Source organism: Flavobacterium lipolyticum (genome assembly GCF_020905335.1).
In the GTDB taxonomy this organism is placed as follows: domain Bacteria; phylum Bacteroidota; class Bacteroidia; order Flavobacteriales; family Flavobacteriaceae; genus Flavobacterium; species Flavobacterium lipolyticum.
The window spans coordinates 3146864-3169277 of sequence record NZ_JAJJMN010000001.1; the positions used below are offsets into that span (position 1 = coordinate 3146864).

Consider the following 22414-nt stretch of genomic DNA (forward strand, 5'->3'; position numbering starts at 1 on the left):
TTCTTTTTAAAACAGCAAACTTGCTACCAGATATTACATTAAACCTGTCGGTTATTTCATACATATATACACATATGCTTCTATTGATAATGGTAGAATTTTATTGTTTGTATTTTCGTGTTAAATAATGTTAAAATACAGAGGTTTAAAACCTCAATTACTCAGTTTTTAAAAAAGAATTATTTATGAAGAAAGAATTATTATGGATGTATTTATGCTTTTTTGGATTGGTTACTCATTCTTATGGCAATATAAATACAATAAACAATGTGACGGCATTTTTATCCTACCCCGTAAAGCCAGATTGGCTAAAATTAGAGGTAAATAACACTTCGACAGCTTATAATTATAGGCCGTCGCTTTTAGGTTTAGATGAGTTTACCGGTGATAGGAATGGAAATATCTATTTTCAATGGTATGATTCTGATACTGTAACCAATTTAACTGGTGCTAAAACTGACCAAACTGGGGCTACAGTTTCGACTATTCTGAGGACTTATCCTGCTACCGTAAGTGGAGAAACTTTCGATAACTACAATTTTAACCATATAAACGGAACGTTAACTATCGATGGTAGTAATCTTCCTGAAACTGTGATCTACCCTACTGCTCTTTTGACATCAACGGTGACTAAAACCTACGGAGATCCGGATTATTCTCCGGATCCTCTGAATTCAAGTACTTCTTACAGTAGTAGTAATTCTGCGGTAGCCACCATTGTAAACAACAAGGTGCATATTGTGGCTTCTGGAACAGCAATCATTACTTTAGCTGCTTCGGATGGGAGTACAATACAGCAGGTTTTAACGGTTAACAAAGCGCCATTAAGTATTATTGCTGATAACAAATCCAAAAAAAATGGAGAAAATAATCCCCAATTTACCCTTTCTTATTCGGGGTTTTTAAATGGAGATACTACAGCTAGTTTAACTACGGCCCCTGCTGTCTCTACTACTGCCGGTACTTTAAGTCCGACGGGGACTTATCCTATCACAGTAAGTGGAGGAAGTTCAGATAAATATGAATTTCACTATACAAACGGGACCATGACGATTATCGATCCTACTATTAGTAAAGTATCAATTGTGGCCAACGGGACAACTGCTTCTTCTACCTATACTGGAAACTATGGAATTGAGCTCTCATATGACAATGACCCGAATACGTATTATCATTCTGGGCCCATTGCTAATACATCTCCATTTATCCTTAACTATCGTCTTAATGGATCCGCAGTAGTTAATGGTTTGAGATATAGCCCAAAACCGCAAAGCGCACTAGGAAGAGCTGGTGATTTAGGAAAGGTGAAAATCAGTTACAATACGGTTTCGGATGCCACTTTTCAACCTCTGATGGATTATGATTTTGGACAGTTGGCAACGGCTAAAAGTTTCAACTTTCCTTTTCCGATAACTCCGTTAAATATTCGTATTGAGGTTCTAGAGGGTATCGGTGGTTATGCTGCTTGTTCTGAAATGGAATTTTATACTGACCTTATTTTTGAATCAAAGGTAACTAAAACTTACGGAGCTCTCGATTATCGGCCGGTAGTCCCGAATTTAAACGAATCAAATGCCTCCTACAGTAGTAGCAATTCTGCAGTAGCCACCATTGTAAACAACAGAGTACATATTGTGGCTTCCGGAACATCAATTATTACTATAGCTGCTCCGGACGGGAGTACAGCACAACAAATCTTAACGGTTAACAAAGCCCCATTAAATATTATTGCTGATAACAAATCCAAAAATTTGGGAGAAAATAATCCCCAATTTACCTTTTCTTATTCGGGTTTATTAAATGGAGATGCTATAGGTAGCTTAACTACGGCTCCAGCTGTCTCTAGCACTGCCCTTGTTTTAAGTCCGATGGGGGGGTATGATATCACAGTAAGTGGGGGGAGTTCAGATAAATACGAATTTCACTATACAAAGGGGATCATGACGGTTATCGATCCTCTTATTAGTAAAGTATCAGTTGTGGCCAACGGGACAACTGCTTCTAGTACCCATCCGGGAAACTATGGAATTGAGCTTTCATATGACAATAACCCGAACACGTTTTATCATTCTGACTTCTTTAATGGGACAACTTGTATTCTTAACTATCATTTTAATGGATCCGCAGTAGTCAATAGTTTGATATATAAAACAAAACCGCTAAGTGCACCAGGAAGAGCTGGTGATTTCGGAAATGTGAGAATCAGTTACAATACGGTTTCGGATGCCACTTTTCAGCCTCTGATGAATTATGACTTTAAACAGTTGACAACGGATAAAGGTGTCAACTTTCCTTTTTCGATAACTCCGTTAAACATTCGTATTGAGGTTCTAGACGCTAACAGTACTTATGCTGCTTGTTCTGAAATGGAATTTTATAATGGTTCATCTTATTATACCACCAAAAGATATGGAGATGCCAATTATGCTCCTTTCTCAAACCCGGCCTTGTCGTATACCAGTAATAATTCTGCAGTAGCCACCATTGTAAACAACAAAGTACATATTGTGGGTTCCGGAACAACAATCATTACTATAGCTGCTCCGGATGGGAGTACAGCACAAGAAACCTTAGTAGTTGGCAAAGCCCCATTGACTGTTACAGCCAATAATCAATCGAGAGCCTATGGAGCGGTCAATCCAACTTTAACGCTGTCTTATAGCGGTTTTGTAAACGGAGATACGGCAGGGAGTCTTACCACAGCGCCAAGTGCTACAACAAGTGCTGTAGTATCAAGTCCGTTGGGTAATTATGATATTACAATAAGCGGAGGAAGTTCAGATAAATACGACTTTACTTATGCTGCTGGTACACTGACCATTGGTAAAGCGCCATTGATCGTTACTGCCAATAATAAATCCAGAGCCTATGGAGCTGTCAATCCAGACTTAACACTGTCTTATAGCGGTTTTGTAAACGGAGATATGGCAGGGAGTCTTACCACAGCGCCAAGTGCTGCAACAAGTGCCGTAGTATCAAGTCCGTTGGGTAATTATGATATTACAGTAAGCGGAGGAATTTCAGATAAATACGACTTTACTTATGCTAAAGGTACACTGACCATTGGTAAAGCGCCATTGACCGTTACGGCCAATAATCAATCAAAAGTCTATGGAGCCGCCAATCCGGTTTTAAGGCTGTCTTATAGCGGTTTTGTAAATGGAGATACGGCAGGGAGTCTTACCACAGCGCCAAGTGCCGCAACAAGTGCTGTCGCATCAAGTCCGGCGGGCAGTTATGATATTACAGTAAGTGGAGGAAACTCAGATAAATACGACTTTACTTATGTTAAAGGTACACTGACCATTGGTAAAGTGCCATTGATCGTTACGGCCAATAATAAATCCAGAACCTATGGAGCTGTCAATCCAGACTTCACAATGTCTTATAGCGGTTTTGTAAACGGAGATACGGCAGGGAGTCTTACCACAGCGCCAAGTGCCGCAACAAGTGCTGTAACATCAAGTTCGGTGGGCAGTTATGATATCACAGTAAGCGGAGGAATTTCAGATAAATACGACTTTACTTACGCTAAAGGTGCACTAACTGTAAATAAAGCACAATTAACGGTTACAGCTGGTAATAAATCCAGAGCCTATGGAGCTGTCAATCCAGACTTAACAGTGTCTTATAGCGGTTTTGTAAACGGAGATACGGCAGGGAGTCTTACCACAGCGCCAAGTGCTACAACAAGTGCTGTCGCATCAAGTCCGGCGGGTAGTTATGATATTACAGTAAGCGGAGGGATTTCAGATAAATACGACTTTACTTATGCTAAAGGTATACTTACCATTGGTAAAGTGCCATTGATCGTTACGGCCAATAATAAATCAAAAGCCTATGGAGCTGTCAATCCAGACTTAACAGTGTCTTATAGCGGTTTTGTAAACGGAGATACGGCAGGGAGTCTTACCACAGCGCCAAGTGCCGCAACAAGTGCTGTAGCATCAAGTCCGGCGGGCAGTTATGATATTACAGTAAGCGGAGGAATTTCAGACAAATACGACTTTACTTATGCTAAAGGTATACTTACCATTGGTAAAGTGCCATTGATCGTTACGGCCAATAATAAATCCAGAGCCTATGGAGCTGTCAATCCAGACTTAACACTGTCTTATAGCGGTTTTGTAAACGGAGATACGGCAGGGAGTCTTACCACAGCGCCAAGTGCCGTAACAAGTGCTGTAGCATCAAGTCCGGCGGGCAGTTATGATATTACAGTAAGCGGAGGGATTTCAGATAAATACGACTTTACTTATGCTAAAGGTATACTTACCATTGGTAAAGTGCCATTGATCGTTACGGCCAATAATAAATCCAGAACCTATGGAGCTGTCAATCCAGACTTAACAGTGTCTTATAGCGGTTTTGTAAATGGAGATACAGCAGGGAGTCTTACCACAGCGCCAAGTATCGCAACAAGTGCTGTCGCATCAAGTCCGGCGGGCAGTTATGATATTACAGTAGGCGGAGGGATTTCAGATAAATACGACTTTACTTATGCTAAAGGTACACTAACTGTAAATAAAGCACAGTTAACGGTTACAGTTGGTAATCAATCAAGAGCCTATGGAGTTGTCAATCCAGACTTAACAGTGTCTTATAGCGGTTTTGTAAACGGAGATACGGCAGGGAGTCTTACCACAGCGCCAAGTGCTACAACAAGTGCTGTAACATCAAGTCCGGCGGGCAGTTATGATATTACAGTGGGCGGAGGAATTTCAGATAAATACGACTTTACTTATGCTAAAGGTACACTAACTGTAAATAAAGCACAATTAACGGTTACAGCTGGTAATCAATCCAGAGCCTATGGAGCGGTCAATCCAGACTTAACAGTGTCTTATAGCGGTTTTGTAAACGGAGATACGGCAGGGAGTCTTACCACAGTGCCAAGTGCCGCAACAAGTGCTGTAGCATCAAGTCCGTTGGGTAGTTATGATATTACAGTAAGTGGAGGAACTTCGGGCAACTACGACTTTACTTATGTTAATGGTATACTAACTGTAAATAAAGCACAATTAACGGTTACAGCTGGTAATCAATCCAGAGCCTATGGAGCTGTCAATCCAGACTTAACAGTGTCTTATAGCGGTTTTGTAAACGGAGATACGGCAGGGAGTCTTACCACAGCGCCAAGTATCGCAACAAGTGCTGTCGCATCAAGTTCGGCAGGCAGTTATGATATTACAGTAAGTGGAGGAATTTCAGATAAATACGACTTTACTTATGTTAAAGGTATACTAACTGTAAATAAAGCACAATTAACGGTTACAGCTGGTAATCAATCCAAAGCCTATGGAGCTGTCAATCCAAACTTAACAGTGTCTTATAGCGGTTTTGTAAACGGAGATACGGCAGGGAGTCTTACCACAGCGCCAAGTGCCGTAACAAGTGCTGTCGCATCAAGTTCGGCAGGCAGTTATGATATTACAGTAAGTGGAGGAAGTTCAGATAAATACGACTTTATTTATGCTAAAGGTATACTTACCATTGGTAAAGTGCCATTGATCGTTACGGCCGATAATAAATCAAAAATCTATGGAGCCGCTAATCCGGTCTTAACGCTGTCTTATAGCGGTTTTGTAAACGGAGATACGGCAGGGAGTCTTACCACAGTGCCAAGTGCTGCAACAAGTGCTGTAGCATCAAGTCCGGCGGGCAGTTATGGTATTACAGTAAGCGGCGGAACTTCGGGGAACTACGACTTAACTTATGCTGCTGGTACACTGATCATTGGTAAAGCGCCATTGACCGTTAGAGCCGATAATAAATCAAAAGTTTATGGAGCTGCTAATCCGGTCTTAACGCTGTCTTATAGCGGTTTTGTAAACGGAGATACAGTAGGGAGTCTTACCACAGCGCCAAGTGCTACAACAAGTGCTGTAGCGTCAAGTTCGACGGGAACTTATCCTATCACAATAAGCGGAGGAACTTCGGGCAACTACGACTTTACTTATGTTAATGGTACACTGACCATTGGCAAAACGCTATTGACCGTAACTCAAATTACTGTTGGTACTAAAGTTTATCCAAATCCGGTTAAAACTATTAATTACCTGATGGCATGTGGCGAGAACAACGTAAATGTAGCATTGAGCAATGCAACCAATGCAACCTTTACGCCTGCAGCTAATTTTACGATCAATACACCTAAACCTGGAATTTATACGCAAAATGTAACGATTACTTCTGAAGACGGAAGTGCTAATGCTACTTATGCTATAACTGTAGAAAAACCATTTGATTTCGATGATATTGTACACCAAAAATTCAATAATGTACTTATCGTAAACAACAACCCTCAAACGAATGGCGGTTATGAGTTTGTTTCATACCAATGGTTTAAAAATGGACAATTAATTGGTACAGGCCAATACTTTTCAGCAGGAGACGATCTGGGGAATAAATTAGATCTTACTGCCGACTATAGTGTAAAAATGACTACTAAAGATGGTAAAGTGCTGCAAACATGTCCTTCTAAAATGAAGACACAAAAATCACTTGAGGTTAAATTGTATCCAAATCCGGTTGAAACAGGAAAAATGCTTACTGTAGACGCTGATTTGCCAGAAGGTGATTTAGAAAACATGCAAATAAGTCTTTACTCTGTTACAGGTAAACTACTTACAACAGTGAAATCGTCTACTGCTCAGACACAAATACAATTACCTCCAAGTACTGAGAGTAATATGGTTCTTGTAGTTATTGAGTCAGGTAATATCAAAAAGTCATTCAAAGTACTTGTAAAATAATCAAAATCATGCCAGTACCACTTCAAAATGGTACTGGCTAATACAACTTTAAGATGAAAAAATATATCAGTACCTCTATAAAATCTATAGCTACAGTTACGGCGTTTTTAGCGATATGCCTCCAGGGCTATAGTCAGGATAAAAAACAGGAAATATCGATCTCCGTCGCAGGATCCGGTTCTTTTCTTAAGTACAGTGGCGGTGGTACTATCGTACCCGGAAACGGAATTAGTGCAGGAATCAGATACTCCTATTATTTAAACGAAGGCTTAAGTATCGGAATTGGAGCGGAGTACCAATCCTATAATTCTGATGCAAAGTATGCTTCTTTTAATGGACAATATGTTACTAAAGATACCGAAAATGAAACCTTTCAGTTTAGATACAAAGCCACTAACTTCAGAGAAGAACAAAGCCTGAGTTACATAAATGTTCCAATCGCCATTCAATTTGAAACTCCGGGAACTACTCAATTGTACGTTGCTGCGGGTGCTAAAGTAGGATTTGCGATCAAAGGATGTTATCAGAGTACCTTTCAAAACCTTACTACAAGCGGTTACTATCCGCAATACAATGTAGAATTATTTAACCCTGCGTTTGCCGGTTTTGCAAGTACTAATGATGTAAAGATCAGCGAACAGGATTTAGATACTAAAGTGTCTTACTCTGCTACTTTTGAAACAGGTGTAAAACAAAAGATTGGGAACAGAAGTTCATTCTATCTTGGGGCTTATATCGATTATGGTCTAAATAACATCTACAATAAAAATGGAGACAAAAGTCTGGTACAGTACAATCCGGGCCTTCCTGTGCAGCTGCAATACAACAGCGTATTGGATTCTCCATCCGTACACAATGTCAGACTGGTTTCTTACGGACTTAAACTGAGATTTGCTTTACGTTAATTAACAAATAAAAAATCTTAAAGAACTCCTTTTCCCGCTTGGGAAAAATTAAAAATCGGCTTCTTCTTTATTGGTTAATTGACCAAACAGAGTATCCTTTTGGAAGACATTGTATTTTTACCCATTTGTCAGCCTGTGTGGTAGGATACCAGACTGAGATTCCTGTAAAATCTTTTATTTGAGATTTGCCCAATTCGTCTGAATCCATCTTTCCTGTCAGGTGTCAGAGTTGTTAATGTAAACAACCGATCCGGGATTTCCGTTGTAACTATTTCTATTCGTCATTGTCAGCGTATAAAATAGAAGTTGTTCCGGTCGTTTTATTGTTGTGTATCCAGATGAGATTGTTTAGTTGTTCTTGTCCTGCCATTCTTCATAATCTCTGTCGAAAATAGTGCGATAGCTTTCATGGGTTAGGACGTAAGAATAAGCTAATAATTTATTCCAAATTTCATCGGTATCATGATTGGTCACGAAGGTTATTGCTTTGTACGGATTTCTTTTGAACATGCCCCAAATAGTGTCTAACTATTTGGGGGCAGTTCAATGATGCAGATTCCCTCTTTTCTTATTGAAACTTTATTGGTTAATTGACCAAATGGAATATCCTTTTGGAGGACATTGTATTTTTACCCATTTGTCAGCCTGTGTGGTAGGATACCAGCCAGAATTTCCTGTAAAATCTTTTATCTGAGTATTGGCCCAATTCGTCTGAATCCATCTTTCCTGCCAGGTATCAGAGTTATTAATGTAAACAACCAATCCGGGATTTCCGTTGTAGCCGTTTCTTCTGGCGATGTATTCGTCATTGTCGGCGTATAAAATAGAAGTTGTTCCGGTTGCTTTATTGTTGTGTATCCAGATCAGATTGTTTAGTTTGTTCTTGTCCAGCCATTCTTCATAATCTCTGTAAAAAATAGTAGGATAGCCTTCATGGGTCAGGATATAAGAATAAGCGAGTAATTTACTCCAAATTTCATCGGTATCATGATTGGTTACGAAGGTTACTGCTTTGTACGGATTTCTTTTCCACATCATGTCATCATTCAAAAGTGCCAGATTATTTCCGTCAAAAGCATCATTCATTTTATAGTAACAAGCAAAATCGAATACAGAGCTGTTAGCATTGTTTGCCCAGTCGTTCAGAGTATTTACATTAGAATCCCATAATTCACCAACAGAAAATCCACCTACATTCGCATTCCAGGAGTTTACCACCCAAGCACCAAAACCTTTTACATAATCGAATCTCCAGCCGTCAAATTTCATGGTATTTTTATAATATTTTCCCACTCCGTCAGCTCTCAGCCATAGCCAATCTTGTACATGTGGGTTTGCGTGGCATAAATCAGGGAAACCACCAAATGCGCCTTCATCATTGTTACCATAGCTGTTTTTGTAAAAATCGTTATAATTACGAGTGAATTTTCCCGAAGCAACTCCGCTAAAATTAGTCCAGGTGTTTGTTCCGGTAAAAGGATTTGCTTCCGATTGTCCACCGCTGTTGTGATTGATCACAATGTCTGCGTATACTTTTAAATTCTCGGCATGTGCGTTAGTAATTAAGTTAACCAGTTCGGTTTTTGAACCAAAACGGGTTTCGACAGAGCCATTTTGGTTGTAATCTCCAAAATCAAAATAATCTGTAGGGTCATATCCCATAGAGAAAGCACCGTTTTGTGCTTTAGAAGCCGGAGGAAGCCATATCGAACCAATTCCTGCGTTAGACCAGACGGTTACTTTACTGCTCACCGTATTCCACCAGGTTCCTCCCGAAGGAACATCCCAGTAAAAGGCCTGCATCATAACACCGCCTCCGGGATTGTCTACATATTTTCCGGTCGATGATGAATTGGAAGTTCCGGTACTAAATGGTCTTCCGTCATGATGTGTAACGTTAATAATTTCGAATTGTTCGCTCTGAGCTTTAGAATCTGTTTCAGTAGTTTCATTTTGCGAACACGAACCTAAGAATACAGTAATCGCTGCAATCAGGTAAAATTGTAAAATTGGTTTTTTCATAATTTTCGGGTTGGTTAAAAAAGTTAAAAAAGTTTGTAATTATAGTTTTAAGAGGTGAAAAGAGTTGTTATTTATAATTTATCCCTCTTTAAATTATCAATTACATATCTAAAGTAGGTGTTTTTTGATTTCATTTGATTTTACGGGAAATTAGTTATTCAACGAAAACGTTGTAGTATGGATAACTTTTTTAGGGTAAGGGAGTTTAACAGCTTGAGATGTAATAGAGTATAGTTGTATAACCCATTTTTTCAGGGCTTAAGGATGATTTATGCCGGTTTTTCGGAACCCTTGAACGAGACTTAGAACTTAGTTCCTTTGAAAATAGAGATACATCTCTATAATTTTTTGTTAATAGTATAGCCGATAGTTGTATTATGTAATTGAATTGTTATTTTTGTTCGTCATAAGTCAAAATGAACTAGATCTTAATTGTTTAATATTTCAGGAATTATAGGTCTGAGGTATTTTTTAAATGATTTTAGTTTATGACAAATTCTAAAGCAGGATCTTTACATTCAAATTAAATTTTAAATAATGTTATTAAAAAAATTAGCGCTAAAAACAATTGATTTCCGATACGTGTTGACAATGTGTTTTTTATTTTTTTTCAACTCAATTATTTCGGCACAAGAAGTTATTAAGGATACAGTAGTCAGCAAACCTGCCATTACAATGACCTCCGGGCAGAAGTTGAAAGTTGATGGTATTATTGCTACAGTTGGAGATTATATTGTTTTAGATTCAGATATTGATAAAGCATTTTTAGAAATTTCAGCACAGGGCGGATCTACAAAAGACATTACAAGATGTCAGATGTTAGGGAAGCTTTTAGAAGATAAACTTTATGCACATCAGGCAATTCAGGATAGTATCGTAGTGAGTGATGCCGAAGTAAGAAGCATGATGGACGAGCGATTGAATTATATGGTACAGCAGGTAGGGGATATTAATAAAGTTGTAGCCTATTATAAAAAGAATTCTGTAGAGGAGTTTAAAACCTATTTTGCAGATATCTTAAAAGAACAAAAATTAGCGTCAGAAATGACAAAAAAAATTGTTGATGCTGTAGAAATAACTCCTGAGGAAGTTCGTAACTTCTTTAAAAAGATTCCTAAAGAGGAATTACCGACTTTTGGAGCTGAGATGGAAGTAGCACAGATTGTTGTGGAGCCAAAGGTTTCTAAAGAAGATGAGCAGAAGGTAATTGACAGACTGAATGCGATAAGGAAAGATGTTCTTGAGGGATCCAGTTTTGCGACAAAAGCAGTATTGTATTCGCAAGATCCCGGATCTGCACCAACGGGAGGTTTTTATAAAATGACCCGAAAGACTCCTTTTGTCAAAGAATTTAAAGATGTAGCTTTTAGTTTAGCACAGGGAGAGATTTCCGAACCTTTTAAAACTACTTTCGGATACCATATTATCATGGTTGAAAAAATTAAAGGACAGGAAATTGAATTACGACATATTTTGATTCCGCCAACAGTTTCTGAAAATGCATTGAAAGAAGCAAAAGAAAGAATCACTAATGTTAGAAATAAGATTATAAATAAAGAGATTACTTTCGCAGAAGCTGCAAGAACAGAATCTGATGAAAAAGAGACAAGAGCAAACGGAGGAACACTGGTAAATCCAAATACTCAGGATACCCGTTTTGAACTGACTAAAATGGATCCGACTTTATACGGTCAGGTTTCAAATTTGAAAGACGACGAAATTTCACAGCCACTTTTAAATACAGACGATAAAGGAAAAAAAACATATAAGATAATCACAGTTACGAATAGAATTGAACAACACGTGGCTGATTATGCTAAGGACTACACTAAAATTAAAGAACTGGCATTGAAAGAAAAACAGATCACGACAATCTCGAAATGGTTTGATACTAAAATAAAAGATACCTATATCAAAATTCTTGGAGAGTACAGAGATTGTAAGTTTGTTTACAATTGGCTAAAAAAATAATTTTTATTAAATAAAGAAAAAGAGTTAGTTTTATGAATTCATAATACTAACTCTTTTTAATTTTAAAAACATATCTAAATGTCTGACGTAACAGCAATTCATAATTTAGTTCAGAAACGAAACGAATTAAAAAACGAAATAGCAAAAATTATTGTTGGCCAGGATGCCGTAGTTGACCAAATTTTACTGTGTATATTTTCAGGTGGTCATGCTCTTTTGATTGGTGTTCCGGGCTTGGCAAAAACTTTAATGATTAATACTTTGTCTCAGGCTTTAGGTTTAGATTTTAAAAGAATTCAGTTTACGCCGGATTTAATGCCTTCAGATATTTTAGGAAGTGAGATTTTGGATGAAAACAGACATTTTAAATTTATTAAAGGGCCTATTTTTTCCAATATCATTTTGGCTGACGAGATCAACAGAACTCCGCCAAAAACACAAGCTGCTTTATTGGAAGCCATGCAGGAGAGATCGGTTACCATTGCGGGGCAAAACTATAAGTTAGATTTACCTTACTTTGTATTAGCTACTCAAAACCCAATTGAACAGGAAGGAACCTATCCGTTACCGGAAGCACAGTTAGACCGTTTTATGTTTGCTATAAAGCTGGAGTATCCAACTTTCGAAGAAGAAGTTCAGGTAGTGAAGCGTACGACTTCTGATGCTAAGACAGTCATTAACCCATTATTCAGTGCACAGGAAATTATTGATTTTCAACATTTGATTCGCAGAATTCCCGTAGCCGATAATGTAATTGAATATGCAGTAACTTTAGTGAGTAAAACACGCCCTGATAATGCTTTGTCGAATGATTTTGTTAAAAATTATTTAGATTGGGGAGCAGGACCAAGAGCTTCACAGAATTTAATTTTAGCAGCAAAAGCCCATGCGGCTTTTAATGGGAAATTCTCGCCGGATATTGAAGATGTCAAAGCAGTGGCAACCGGAATTTTAAGGCACAGAATTATTAAAAACTACAAAGCAGATGCCGAAGGAATAACGGAAGAAGTTATTATTAAAAAACTGATGTAACAGATTCAATAAAAACAGCAGAAACCCAAACTAGTAATGATCTCTAGTTTGGGTTTTTTATTTAATTTGATTTTGAGGTTTCGTTTATTAAAAAAATGGGTTGACCATAAATCAATTTTATAAGTAAAACTTCAATAAGAGAGCTGTATTTTTTGCCATTAGATTCGTACCACCAATACGATGTATAATTTTGGCTGTCTTTCTCCATTTTATTAAACCATATTTCCTCTTTGTTTACTACAATTTTCTTAGATTCAATAATTTTGTATCCGGAGCCAGTCCAGCAAACCATCGGATTATGAGAGGGTGTTTTTATATAAGTCAGTTTCTCAGGAGTTTCAATTTTAAAAACCTCCTTGTTTACCCAAGAGCCTTTTTTTGTATTGTACTCAAAACTAACTTCCTGATGAAAACTAGTTTCTGTTTCATTTTTGATTTTTATACTGGTTGCTAAAAGGATTGTAAATGATACTAATACAATAAGTATTTTAGGTTTGATTTTGTTTGAATCATTGTTTTCGGTTTTTGGTTTTATATACTTAATAATGAATAGCATCGGTATAATTTGATAAACGGTAAAGCAGATTAAACCAATAGCGTGATGCAAAAAGTTTTCCTGAGTACAATTGAAAAAAATTAAGGTTACGATTCTGAAATAATTAGAGGTAATATTGAGCGCTATTATAAGTAAGCAGAAAGAGAGTATCTGAAAAACGCCGTAATATTGTTTAAGTCTTCTTTCTTCGAGAGTCATTAAAACTGCGCCAAACAACAATCCTGTCTTAAACATTGACAATCCCATGCAGGCAGTGTCGATGGTGATTTTTGCATTATTGATGTAAAAATTAACACCTTCGATTTTATTTATAGGTATAAAATTCTTCAGTGTCAGATAAACTATGTAGCAAAGACTTTGTTTTATTTCGGAGGTTAAGTGTGCAAAAAAAGCACTAAAAAGGGTCGAAAATAAAACAAGACAAATGAAAGCAATAAAGGAAAATTTCCCAGTGAAATAATGGAAAACCAAACACAGAAATAATAGTATAGAAAGAAAATGAACTGATTTTGTGTTTAAACGCCAGCTGATGAATTCTAACAATAGAATACTTGGAATTAAAAAATAATTAATTCTGAAATTTGTTTTTCTTCCGCCAACGATAAAAAGACAAAGAGAACCAAGAATTCCAAGGAAATCGTTGTTTAGATTTATAAACAATATCTTGCTGTTTATGGCAAAAAGCAATAAGATTGCAAAAACAGCAAGTATTGTTTTTTTCTGTAGAATTACATTCTTCATTAATTCGTTAATTTTTGCTTTCTGTAATAGAATAAAATGGCAGATAAAACGATGAATAATAGCGCCCATTCGTGCGGCTCAGGTACGGCTCCGTCGTTATTGATAGAAGCATTTCCTAAAGTATTAACGTTTTTCTCAATCCCGTTGTTTTTGTAATCTTCATCAGTCTCAAGTACGATTAAAGAAGAAATAGGAGTTACAATATTGGCATCCTTCGCCAGGTCAACATATTTGTTTTGTTTTAAAGTGTCAGCCTGAATTTCGACCTGATCGTTTAAAACTTTTCCAAAACAGAACATTCTGTATAAATGATTTGAACCGGTATGAGCTGTTTGCTGAATTACTGAATTTTCATGGATTGAGATTCCGGCAGTTTCTATATTAATACTGTTTTCATTAGTTTGAAATTTTATGAAATGCTTTTTGCTGATAAGGTCTTTACAAGTATTAAGATTTGTTTGTATAAAATTCACATATTTCTGTTCCTTTGCGGTCTGCCAAAACGGATTTATTTCGTTCGAGATATTGATAACTTTTAAGCCTTTGTCTTTTGTTCCTTTTCTTATTTTTTCTAAATATTTTGAAGATTCTAACTCTTCAAAGTTCGAAGAAAATGTACCGCATTTTGTGATAATCAAAGTATTTTCCTGTAAATCAAAAAGTGGCAGAAGTGAATAATTCAATTCGTCAAATTGGTTCCAAATATTCTCGTAATTGGAAGTATTGATTTCTTGTTTTGTATTATTTATAAGTACAAAATATTTATTTTTCGAGAGATTGAGTATCGATTCAAGTTCTTCTATTTTCCAGTTGTTATTGAGGTCAAGAATGATTTCGCTTGGCGTAAAAGCAATCCTTTCTTTGATAAGCGGTTTAATCTCATAACTTTTATTCTTCCAAACAAATGCGCTGCTCAATGGTTTTTGGGTTAAAGGGAATTCAGCTTCCCATTTGTCCAGACCTTTAGATTCATTTATGTGGTAATTATCCGCAAAGTCAAAATCTTTTGAAGTCTTAAACTCAGTATTTCCATTAACCTGAAATCTCGAAATAGTCGCAGCATTATTGATATTTGGACCTTTTATACTCAAACTTTGATAGATCAGTTTATCGTCTGTAATTTTTAAAGGTGTTGTAAAGCCACATTTAAAAGTTCGGGGTAATTCGCTTGTAATTGGAAATACGCGAACTGTAACTCGGTTTCCTTCTTTCCACTGCATCAATGAAGGGTCTCTTGCCTCAATACCCACGACCTGATTGTACGCTTCTTTTGCTTTTTCTTTGGTAGTCAAAACACCTTTTCTTTCTATTCCGTTAACCCACAATGACAAAGAAGTTGCAACAGAGCCTTCAGGCAGCTGGAAGGAATAAATAGCTTCTTTCTGCCCCCTGCTTTCTTCTTCGCAAACAACATCCATTGTAATCTCGGTGTAAGCGAGTCTGTCATTTGGATAAATTTTTACATCTTCCTTAATGTTTTTTGTAATAAGATCTCGTCCACTCCATAATTGCTCTTCGGATTCAAGTCTTTTATCAAAATTAGATTTCAGAATATTGACTTTATCATCATCGCTTAAATTGATGTTTTCTGCAAAATGATAAGCGATATTTAAAAAAGGATTGTGAGTCTTTCTTTCGTGATACTGAACATTGTTATTAAATCTGCCAAAGCCATCTAATTCAAAGAAGTCTTCTGATGCAATGTATACAATGTTTTTCTTTAGCAGAATTTCATTCAAAAAATTAGGTTTAAGATTCTGAGAAACTTTAATGTAAGTGGGTAAATCGTTATTATCTTCAAATGTTTTGGTAATGCCATATTGGTTTATTTTTTGACTTTCCCTATTTAATAAAAAAGTAAACACAATCAGGCTGGTTAAAATGATTCCGATGCCTGAGAGGAACGCATAGGTGTTGTTTTTTTCTTCAAAAAGAACCTTAGACAGGATGTAGGTGTGGATTGTAAGTACAATTCCGGGCACTAATCCATAAAAACCTAGTCCTAAGGCAAGAATTCCTATAATAGAAAACATGCTTATTGGTATCAGGAATACGGCATAATATACGATTAAGAGAAAGGAACAGCCGTTGATGAAATAAGAGATAAAGTTAATGTTGCGATTTGTTATTTCGCGATTGTAAATTACAAAGTTTGAAAAGCAAAACAGAAACGTTGTGCAATACACCCAAAGGGGTAAATTTTCGAAAACATTTACATAAACATTGGTAGAGAAACATCCGATAAACCAATTGAGAAATAAGAAAGGAAGTAAATGAAGGTAGTTCTTTTTGTTTCTTAATAGGTTGTAAGTAAGGATAGCACCGTACGGGAGGAGAATAATGATATTGAGTACAGAAAGCATTTCAAAGCTTTCGTAATCTGATTTACTTCCCAATAAAGAAAGTGCCAGCATCGTTGTGCTGAATAGCGTAATAATAAGGCTGATTTTTACTCCAATTTGGTCATTTAAAAAAGAGTTTATTTTGGTTGCATTCATAGAAAGTATTTTTTAATTAAAAGAACTTTGAATTGCAAAGTTATAATAATAATTGAAAAATAAACTTTTTGTTTCGTTTTTTTGATTTAAAGATTTCTTTAAATATTCTTAATGATTTTTTGGTTTTGAAAGAGGCTGATTCGAGAAGACAAATCGGTTACTATAACGTTATAATTGCTTATTTAGAAAGGTTCTTCGTTAAAGTTGGGGTAAAATCTCACTTCATTTATAGCATCAAATTTCGACTTTGCTAAAGAAAGGATTTTAAAATGGCAATAATTCATTTTTTTAATATAAAATTGAAATTTTGGCAAAAATAAGTAATGAAAATTGTTTTTTAGCAATAATAATGTTTGAAAAGGCGAGTTCTGTTATATTTTTTTTAATTCTCGGCTTTAATAGCTAAATTTGCAAACAAAAAATAAAAAGACTTCTATAATATTATGAATACTTATCAAGATTACATTAAAGAAATCGAGGAAAGAAAAGGCCAAGGTCTTCATCCAAAGCCAATCGATGGTGCAGAATTAGCAAGCGAAATCATTTCACAGATTAAGGATGTTAACAATCCGTATAGAGAAGATTCGCTTAAATTTTTTATTTATAATACTTTACCGGGTACTACAAGTGCTGCAGGTGAAAAAGCTGAGTTTTTAAAAGAGATTATTCTTGGAGAAGCTGTAGTAAGTGAAATTACTCCTGCTTTTGCGTTTGAATTATTATCTCACATGAAAGGTGGTCCTTCTATCAAGGTACTGCTTGATTTAGCTTTGGGTAATGATGTTGCCATTGCAAAAGATGCAGCAAAAGTTCTTAAAACACAGGTTTTCCTTTACGAGGCAGATACAGATCGTTTAGTAGAGGCATTCAAAAATAATAATGAAGTTGCAAAAGAAATTCTGGAAAGCTACGCGCAAGCAGAATTCTTCACGAAACTTCCGGAAGTAGCTGACGAAATTAAAGTAGTTACTTTTATCGCCGGTGAAGGAGATATTTCAACAGATTTACTTTCTCCGGGTAATCAGGCGCATTCGCGTTCCGATCGTGAACTTCACGGACAGTGTATGATTACACCACAAGCTCAGCAGGAAATTAGAGCTTTACAGGCACAACATCCTGATAAAAGCATAATGTTAATTGCTGAAAAAGGAACAATGGGAGTTGGTTCTTCAAGAATGTCAGGTGTAAATAACGTAGCACTTTGGACAGGAAAACAATCAAGCCCGTATATTCCATTCGTAAATATTGCTCCAATTGTTGGAGGCACAAATGGTATTTCTCCAATTTTCTTAACGACAGTTGATGTTACCGGTGGTATTGGTCTTGACCTTAAAAACTGGGTTAAAAAAGTGGATGCAGCAGGTAATGTTGTGCGTAATGAAAATGACGAACCAATTTTAGAGCAAACGTATTCTGTAGCTACAGGGACTGTTTTAACAATTAATATTAAAGAGCGAAAACTTTACAATGGAGATCAGGAACTGATCGATATTTCTAAAGCATTTACTCCTCAAAAAATGGAATTTATCAAAGCAGGTGGTTCATATGCTATTGTATTTGGTAAAAAACTTCAAACATTCGCAGCAAAAACTTTAGGGGTTACGGCTCCGACTGTATTTGCTCCTTCAAAAGAAATTTCTCATGACGGACAAGGTCTTACAGCAGTAGAAAAAATCTTTAACAGAAATGCTGTAGGTTCGACACCAGGAAAAGTATTACACGCTGGTTCTGATGTTCGTGTTGAAGTAAATATTGTAGGTTCTCAGGATACTACTGGTCTTATGACAGCTCAGGAATTAGAATCTATGGCGGCAACTGTAATTTCACCAATCGTTGATGGTGCTTATCAGTCAGGATGTCACACTGCTTCAGTTTGGGATAAAAAAGCGCAGGCAAATATTCCTAAGTTGATGAAATTTATGAACGATTTCGGTTTAATCACAGCTCGTGACCCGAAAGGTGTTTACCATTCAATGACAGACGTAATCCACAAAGTATTAAACGATATCACTATTGATGAGTGGGCTATTATTATTGGTGGTGACTCTCATACGAGAATGTCAAAAGGGGTTGCTTTTGGTGCGGATTCAGGAACAGTTGCTCTGGCATTAGCGACAGGAGAGGCTTCTATGCCAATCCCGGAATCTGTAAAAGTAACTTTCAAAGGAGATATGAAAGGATATATGGATTTCCGTGATGTGGTTCACGCTACACAAGCTCAGATGTTGCATCAGTTTGGTGGAGAGAACGTATTCCAGGGTAGAATTATTGAGGTTCATATCGGTACGTTAAATGCAGATCAGGCGTTTACATTTACAGACTGGACTGCAGAGATGAAAGCAAAAGCTTCTATCTGTATTTCTGAGGATGATACTTTGATCGAATCATTGGAGATTGCTAAAGGCAGAATCCAGATTATGATCGATAAAGGAATGGATAATGACAAACACGTTCTTCAGGGATTGATCAATAAAGCGAATAAGAGAATTGAAGAGGTGAGAACTTCTGAGAAACCAGCTTTAACGCCAGATTCAAATGCTAAATATTATGCTGAAGTTATCGTTGATTTGGATCAGATTGCTGAACCAATGATTGCCGATCCGGACGTAAACAATGCTGATGTTTCTAAAAGATACACTCACGATACGATCAGACCGTTATCTTTCTATGGAGGAGAGAAAAAAGTAGATCTTGGATTTATCGGATCTTGTATGGTTCACAAAGGTGATATGAAAATCCTTGCTCAAATGTTGAAAAACGTAGAAGCGCAAAAAGGAAAAGTTGAATTTAAAGCGCCTTTGGTTGTTGCTCCGCCTACCTATAATATCGTAGACGAATTGAAAGCAGAAGGTGACTGGGAAGTTTTACAAAAATACTCAGGTTTTGAGTTTAACGATAGCGCTCCAAAAGGTGCAGCACGTACAGAATACGAAAACATGTTGTACTTAGAGCGTCCGGGATGTAACCTTTGTATGGGGAACCAGGAAAAAGCAGCAAAAGGAGATACGGTAATGGCAACTTCTACACGTCTTTTCCAGGGAAGAGTTGTGGAGGATACTGAAGGTAAAAAAGGAGAGTCTTTACTTTCTTCTACACCGGTTGTGGTATTGTCTACAATTTTGGGTAGAACTCCAACACTAGAGGAGTATACCACTGCAGTTGAAGGAATCAATTTAACTAAGTTTGCACCTTCAAACAAACAGTTAGTGATGTAATTTACGATTAGTTATAATCATTATATATAGAGAGCCCGAGTGATAAACTCGGGCTTTTTCTTTAATTACTCCTCTATTTTTTGTAACTTGGGATGTTCAAAAAAAAACACAAAAACAATTATACTTATGGCTTTTGATATTGAAATGATTAAAAAAGTGTATGAGAACATGCCCGGTCGTGTTGATAAAGCACGAGAGCTTGTTGGTCGCCCACTTACGTTAACAGAGAAAATTTTATACAATCACCTTTGGGACGGAGTACCGTCTCAGGTGTTTAAAAGAGGAGTAGATTATGTTGATTTTGCCCCGGATCGTGTAGCCTGTCAGGATGCAACAGCACAGATGGCATTATTGCAGTTTATGCATGCCGGAAAATCTAAAGTAGCGGTACCTACAACAGTACATTGCGATCACCTGATTCAGGCAAAAGTAGATGCTGCAACCGATTTGGCAAGGGCAAAAACACAAAGTAACGAGGTTTTTGACTTCCTTTCATCTGTTTCTAATAAATACGGAATTGGCTTCTGGAAACCGGGAGCAGGAATTATTCATCAGGTTGTACTTGAAAATTACGCTTTCCCCGGCGGAATGATGATTGGTACCGATTCTCACACCGTAAATGCAGGTGGATTAGGGATGGTTGCGATTGGTGTTGGTGGAGCTGATGCTGTAGACGTGATGTCAGGCATGGCTTGGGAGTTGAAGTTTCCAAAGTTAATAGGAGTAAAACTAACCGGTAAGTTATCAGGTTGGACAGCTCCTAAGGATGTTATTCTTAAAGTAGCCGGTATACTTACGGTAAAAGGTGGTACAGGAGCTATTGTTGAGTATTTTGGCGAAGGAGCAACTTCTATGTCTTGTACCGGAAAAGGGACGATTTGTAACATGGGCGCCGAAATTGGAGCTACCACTTCAACTTTTGGTTATGATGCTTCTATGGGGCGTTACCTGCGTTCTACAAACAGAGCCGATGTTGCGGATGCCGCCGATAAAGTAGCTTCTTATCTAACAGGAGATCCGGAAGTATATGCTAACCCGGAACAATATTTTGATCAGGTGATCGAAATTAATTTATCTGAATTGGAACCGCATTTAAATGGTCCTTTCACTCCGGACTTAGCGACTCCAATTTCTAAAATGAAAGAGGAAGCTATCAAAAATAATTGGCCTTTACAGATTCAAGTAGGTTTAATTGGTTCTTGTACCAATTCCTCTTACGAAGATATTTCCCGAGCGGCTTCTTTAGCCCGACAGGTAAGTGCGAAAAACTTAAAAACAAAATCTCAATTTACCATTACGCCGGGTTCCGAAGTAGTTCGTTATACCATCGAGCGTGATGGTTTTATTGATACCTTTCATAAAATTGGAGCGACTGTTTTTGCTAATGCCTGCGGACCTTGTATTGGTATGTGGGACAGAGACGGAGCGGAAAAAGAAGAAAGAAACACCATTGTGCACTCTTTCAATCGTAACTTCTCCAAACGTGCAGATGGTAATCCAAATACTTTAGCCTTCGTAGGTTCGCCTGAATTGGTGACTGCTATGGCTATTGCAGGAGATTTAAGTTTTAATCCGTTAACAGATACTTTAATCAACGAAGATGGAGAAGAAGTAATGTTAGAGGAACCTACAGGAGACGAATTGCCTCCAAAAGGATTTGATGTTAAAGATCCTGGATTCCAGTCTCCTGCTGAAGATGGTTCAGGAGTTCAGGTAGTGGTAAGCCCAACATCTGAGCGTTTGCAATTATTAGCACCTTTTGATGCCTGGGACGGTAAAAACATTACGGGTGCTAAATTGTTGATCAAAGCATTCGGAAAATGTACTACCGACCACATTTCTATGGCGGGACCATGGTTGCGTTTCCGTGGACATCTGGATAATATTTCGAACAATATGCTGATTGGTGCCGTAAATGCCTTCAATCAAAAAACAAATTCGGTTAAAAATCAATTAACAGGGCAATACGATGCTGTTCCTGCTGTAGCACGTGCCTACAAAGCTGCCGGAGTTCCATCTATTGTTGTGGGAGATCATAACTACGGAGAAGGTTCTTCGCGTGAGCATGCCGCTATGGAGCCTCGCTTTTTAGGAGTTAAAGCGGTGTTGGTAAAATCTTTTGCCCGTATCCACGAAACCAACCTTAAAAAGCAAGGTCTTTTAGGATTGACTTTTGCTAATGAAAAGGATTATGATAAAATCAAGGAGGATGATACTATTAATTTCACTGATTTAACCCAGTTTGCTCCCGGAAAACCATTAACATTAGAGTTCGTTCACGCCGATGGCACCAAAGACATTATTCTGGCGAACCATACTTACAACCAAGGTCAGATTGGCTGGTTTGTAGCAGGTTCAGCTTTAAACTTAATTGCTGCCGGAAAAGCTTAATCTTTAAGATTTATTCCTATTAAAAATGCTCTGTGAAAACAGAGCATTTTTTTTATGTAGATTTTCAAAATGAATACTAATAAATACATTTGTAGTATTCAATAAGTTTAGCTGAAAGTTGCTTTTGAGGTATGATTTTAGTTTTAATAGGCTTAAAAATGAAACTTCTCATAAAAAGCATTATTTCAGGGGGTTGGATCAATTTTTATGCCGAGTTTGTTAATTTCAACAAAATAAGTTGTTAAAAAAGATGCTTTTTTTACTTTAAAAAGTTAAATTCGCTTATCGGGTAAAATAATTGCTTTTTTTGAGCCTATAATTCAGAAAA

The 22414-nt window shown here is 37.1% G+C and carries 9 protein-coding genes and 1 pseudogene; 6 read left to right on the forward strand and 4 right to left on the reverse strand.

What is annotated here, in order from left to right:
* Positions 1 to 185 precede the first annotated feature (185 nt).
* Both LNQ34_RS13700 and LNQ34_RS13705 read left to right on the forward strand, forming a co-directional pair.
* Positions 186 to 6755 carry an MBG domain-containing protein gene (locus tag LNQ34_RS13700; RefSeq protein WP_230000146.1) on the forward strand — a complete coding sequence of 2190 codons (6570 nt, stop codon included), beginning with the start codon at positions 186 to 188 and terminating at the stop codon, positions 6753 to 6755.
* Between the two features lie 53 nt (positions 6756 to 6808).
* Positions 6809 to 7660: a PorT family protein gene (locus LNQ34_RS13705; RefSeq protein ID WP_230000147.1), complete on the forward strand. Its 852-nt coding sequence runs from the start codon at positions 6809 to 6811 to the stop codon at positions 7658 to 7660.
* Positions 7661 to 7727: 67 nt separating this feature from the next.
* Here the strand turns inward: LNQ34_RS13705 and LNQ34_RS13710 are convergent.
* A pseudogene (locus LNQ34_RS13710) lies at positions 7728 to 8170 on the reverse strand (alpha-amylase domain-containing protein); the annotation flags it as partial.
* Between the two features lie 69 nt (positions 8171 to 8239).
* Positions 8240 to 9682, reverse strand: a complete 1443-nt coding sequence (locus tag LNQ34_RS13715; RefSeq protein ID WP_230000148.1) for an alpha-amylase — start codon at positions 9680 to 9682, stop codon at positions 8240 to 8242.
* A gap of 537 nt (positions 9683 to 10219) precedes the next feature.
* Between LNQ34_RS13715 and LNQ34_RS13720 the strand changes: the two genes are divergently transcribed.
* Together LNQ34_RS13720 and LNQ34_RS13725 are read left to right on the forward strand one after the other, a co-directional pair.
* Positions 10220 to 11653, forward strand: coding sequence for a peptidylprolyl isomerase (locus tag LNQ34_RS13720; protein ID WP_202702649.1), 1434 nt, complete (start codon positions 10220 to 10222; stop codon positions 11651 to 11653).
* 78 nt (positions 11654 to 11731) lie between these two features.
* Positions 11732 to 12685 carry an AAA family ATPase gene (locus LNQ34_RS13725; protein WP_017496734.1) on the forward strand — a complete coding sequence of 318 codons (954 nt, stop codon included), beginning with the start codon at positions 11732 to 11734 and terminating at the stop codon, positions 12683 to 12685.
* 61 nt (positions 12686 to 12746) lie between these two features.
* Here LNQ34_RS13725 and xrtN read toward each other — a convergent pair whose 3' ends face one another.
* Together xrtN and LNQ34_RS13735 are read right to left on the reverse strand one after the other, a co-directional pair.
* Positions 12747 to 13982, reverse strand: a complete 1236-nt coding sequence (gene xrtN, locus LNQ34_RS13730) for an exosortase N (protein ID WP_230000149.1) — start codon at positions 13980 to 13982, stop codon at positions 12747 to 12749.
* Complete coding sequence (locus tag LNQ34_RS13735; RefSeq protein ID WP_230000150.1) at positions 13982 to 16480, reverse strand: XrtN system VIT domain-containing protein; 2499 nt, start codon at positions 16478 to 16480, stop codon at positions 13982 to 13984. Before LNQ34_RS13735 ends, xrtN begins: the two co-directional genes overlap by 1 nt.
* A 443-nt stretch (positions 16481 to 16923) precedes the next feature.
* Here LNQ34_RS13735 and LNQ34_RS13740 point away from each other — a divergent pair, with 443 nt between their 5' ends.
* Both LNQ34_RS13740 and LNQ34_RS13745 read left to right on the forward strand, forming a co-directional pair.
* Entirely contained in the window at positions 16924 to 19695 is a 2772-nt protein-coding gene (locus LNQ34_RS13740; RefSeq protein WP_202702652.1) for a bifunctional aconitate hydratase 2/2-methylisocitrate dehydratase, read from the forward strand.
* Positions 19696 to 19821: 126 nt separating this feature from the next.
* Positions 19822 to 22086 carry an aconitate hydratase gene (locus LNQ34_RS13745; RefSeq protein WP_202702653.1) on the forward strand — a complete coding sequence of 755 codons (2265 nt, stop codon included), beginning with the start codon at positions 19822 to 19824 and terminating at the stop codon, positions 22084 to 22086.
* The last annotated feature ends 328 nt before the right edge of the window (positions 22087 to 22414 follow it).

Excerpts from the sequence above, each read along its gene's own strand:
- LNQ34_RS13720 (WP_202702649.1), top strand. The coding sequence starts at position 10,220 with ATGTTATTAAAAAAATTAGCGCTAAAAACAATTGATTTCCGATACGTG.
- xrtN (WP_230000149.1), bottom strand. The coding sequence starts at position 13,982 with ATGAAGAATGTAATTCTACAGAAAAAAACAATACTTGCTGTTTTTGCA.
- LNQ34_RS13700 (WP_230000146.1), top strand. The coding sequence starts at position 186 with ATGAAGAAAGAATTATTATGGATGTATTTATGCTTTTTTGGATTGGTT.
- LNQ34_RS13735 (WP_230000150.1), bottom strand. The coding sequence starts at position 16,480 with ATGAATGCAACCAAAATAAACTCTTTTTTAAATGACCAAATTGGAGTA.
- LNQ34_RS13705 (WP_230000147.1), top strand. The coding sequence starts at position 6,809 with ATGAAAAAATATATCAGTACCTCTATAAAATCTATAGCTACAGTTACG.
- LNQ34_RS13745 (WP_202702653.1), top strand. The coding sequence starts at position 19,822 with ATGGCTTTTGATATTGAAATGATTAAAAAAGTGTATGAGAACATGCCC.
- LNQ34_RS13740 (WP_202702652.1), top strand. The coding sequence starts at position 16,924 with ATGAATACTTATCAAGATTACATTAAAGAAATCGAGGAAAGAAAAGGC.
- LNQ34_RS13725 (WP_017496734.1), top strand. The coding sequence starts at position 11,732 with ATGTCTGACGTAACAGCAATTCATAATTTAGTTCAGAAACGAAACGAA.
- LNQ34_RS13715 (WP_230000148.1), bottom strand. The coding sequence starts at position 9,682 with ATGAAAAAACCAATTTTACAATTTTACCTGATTGCAGCGATTACTGTA.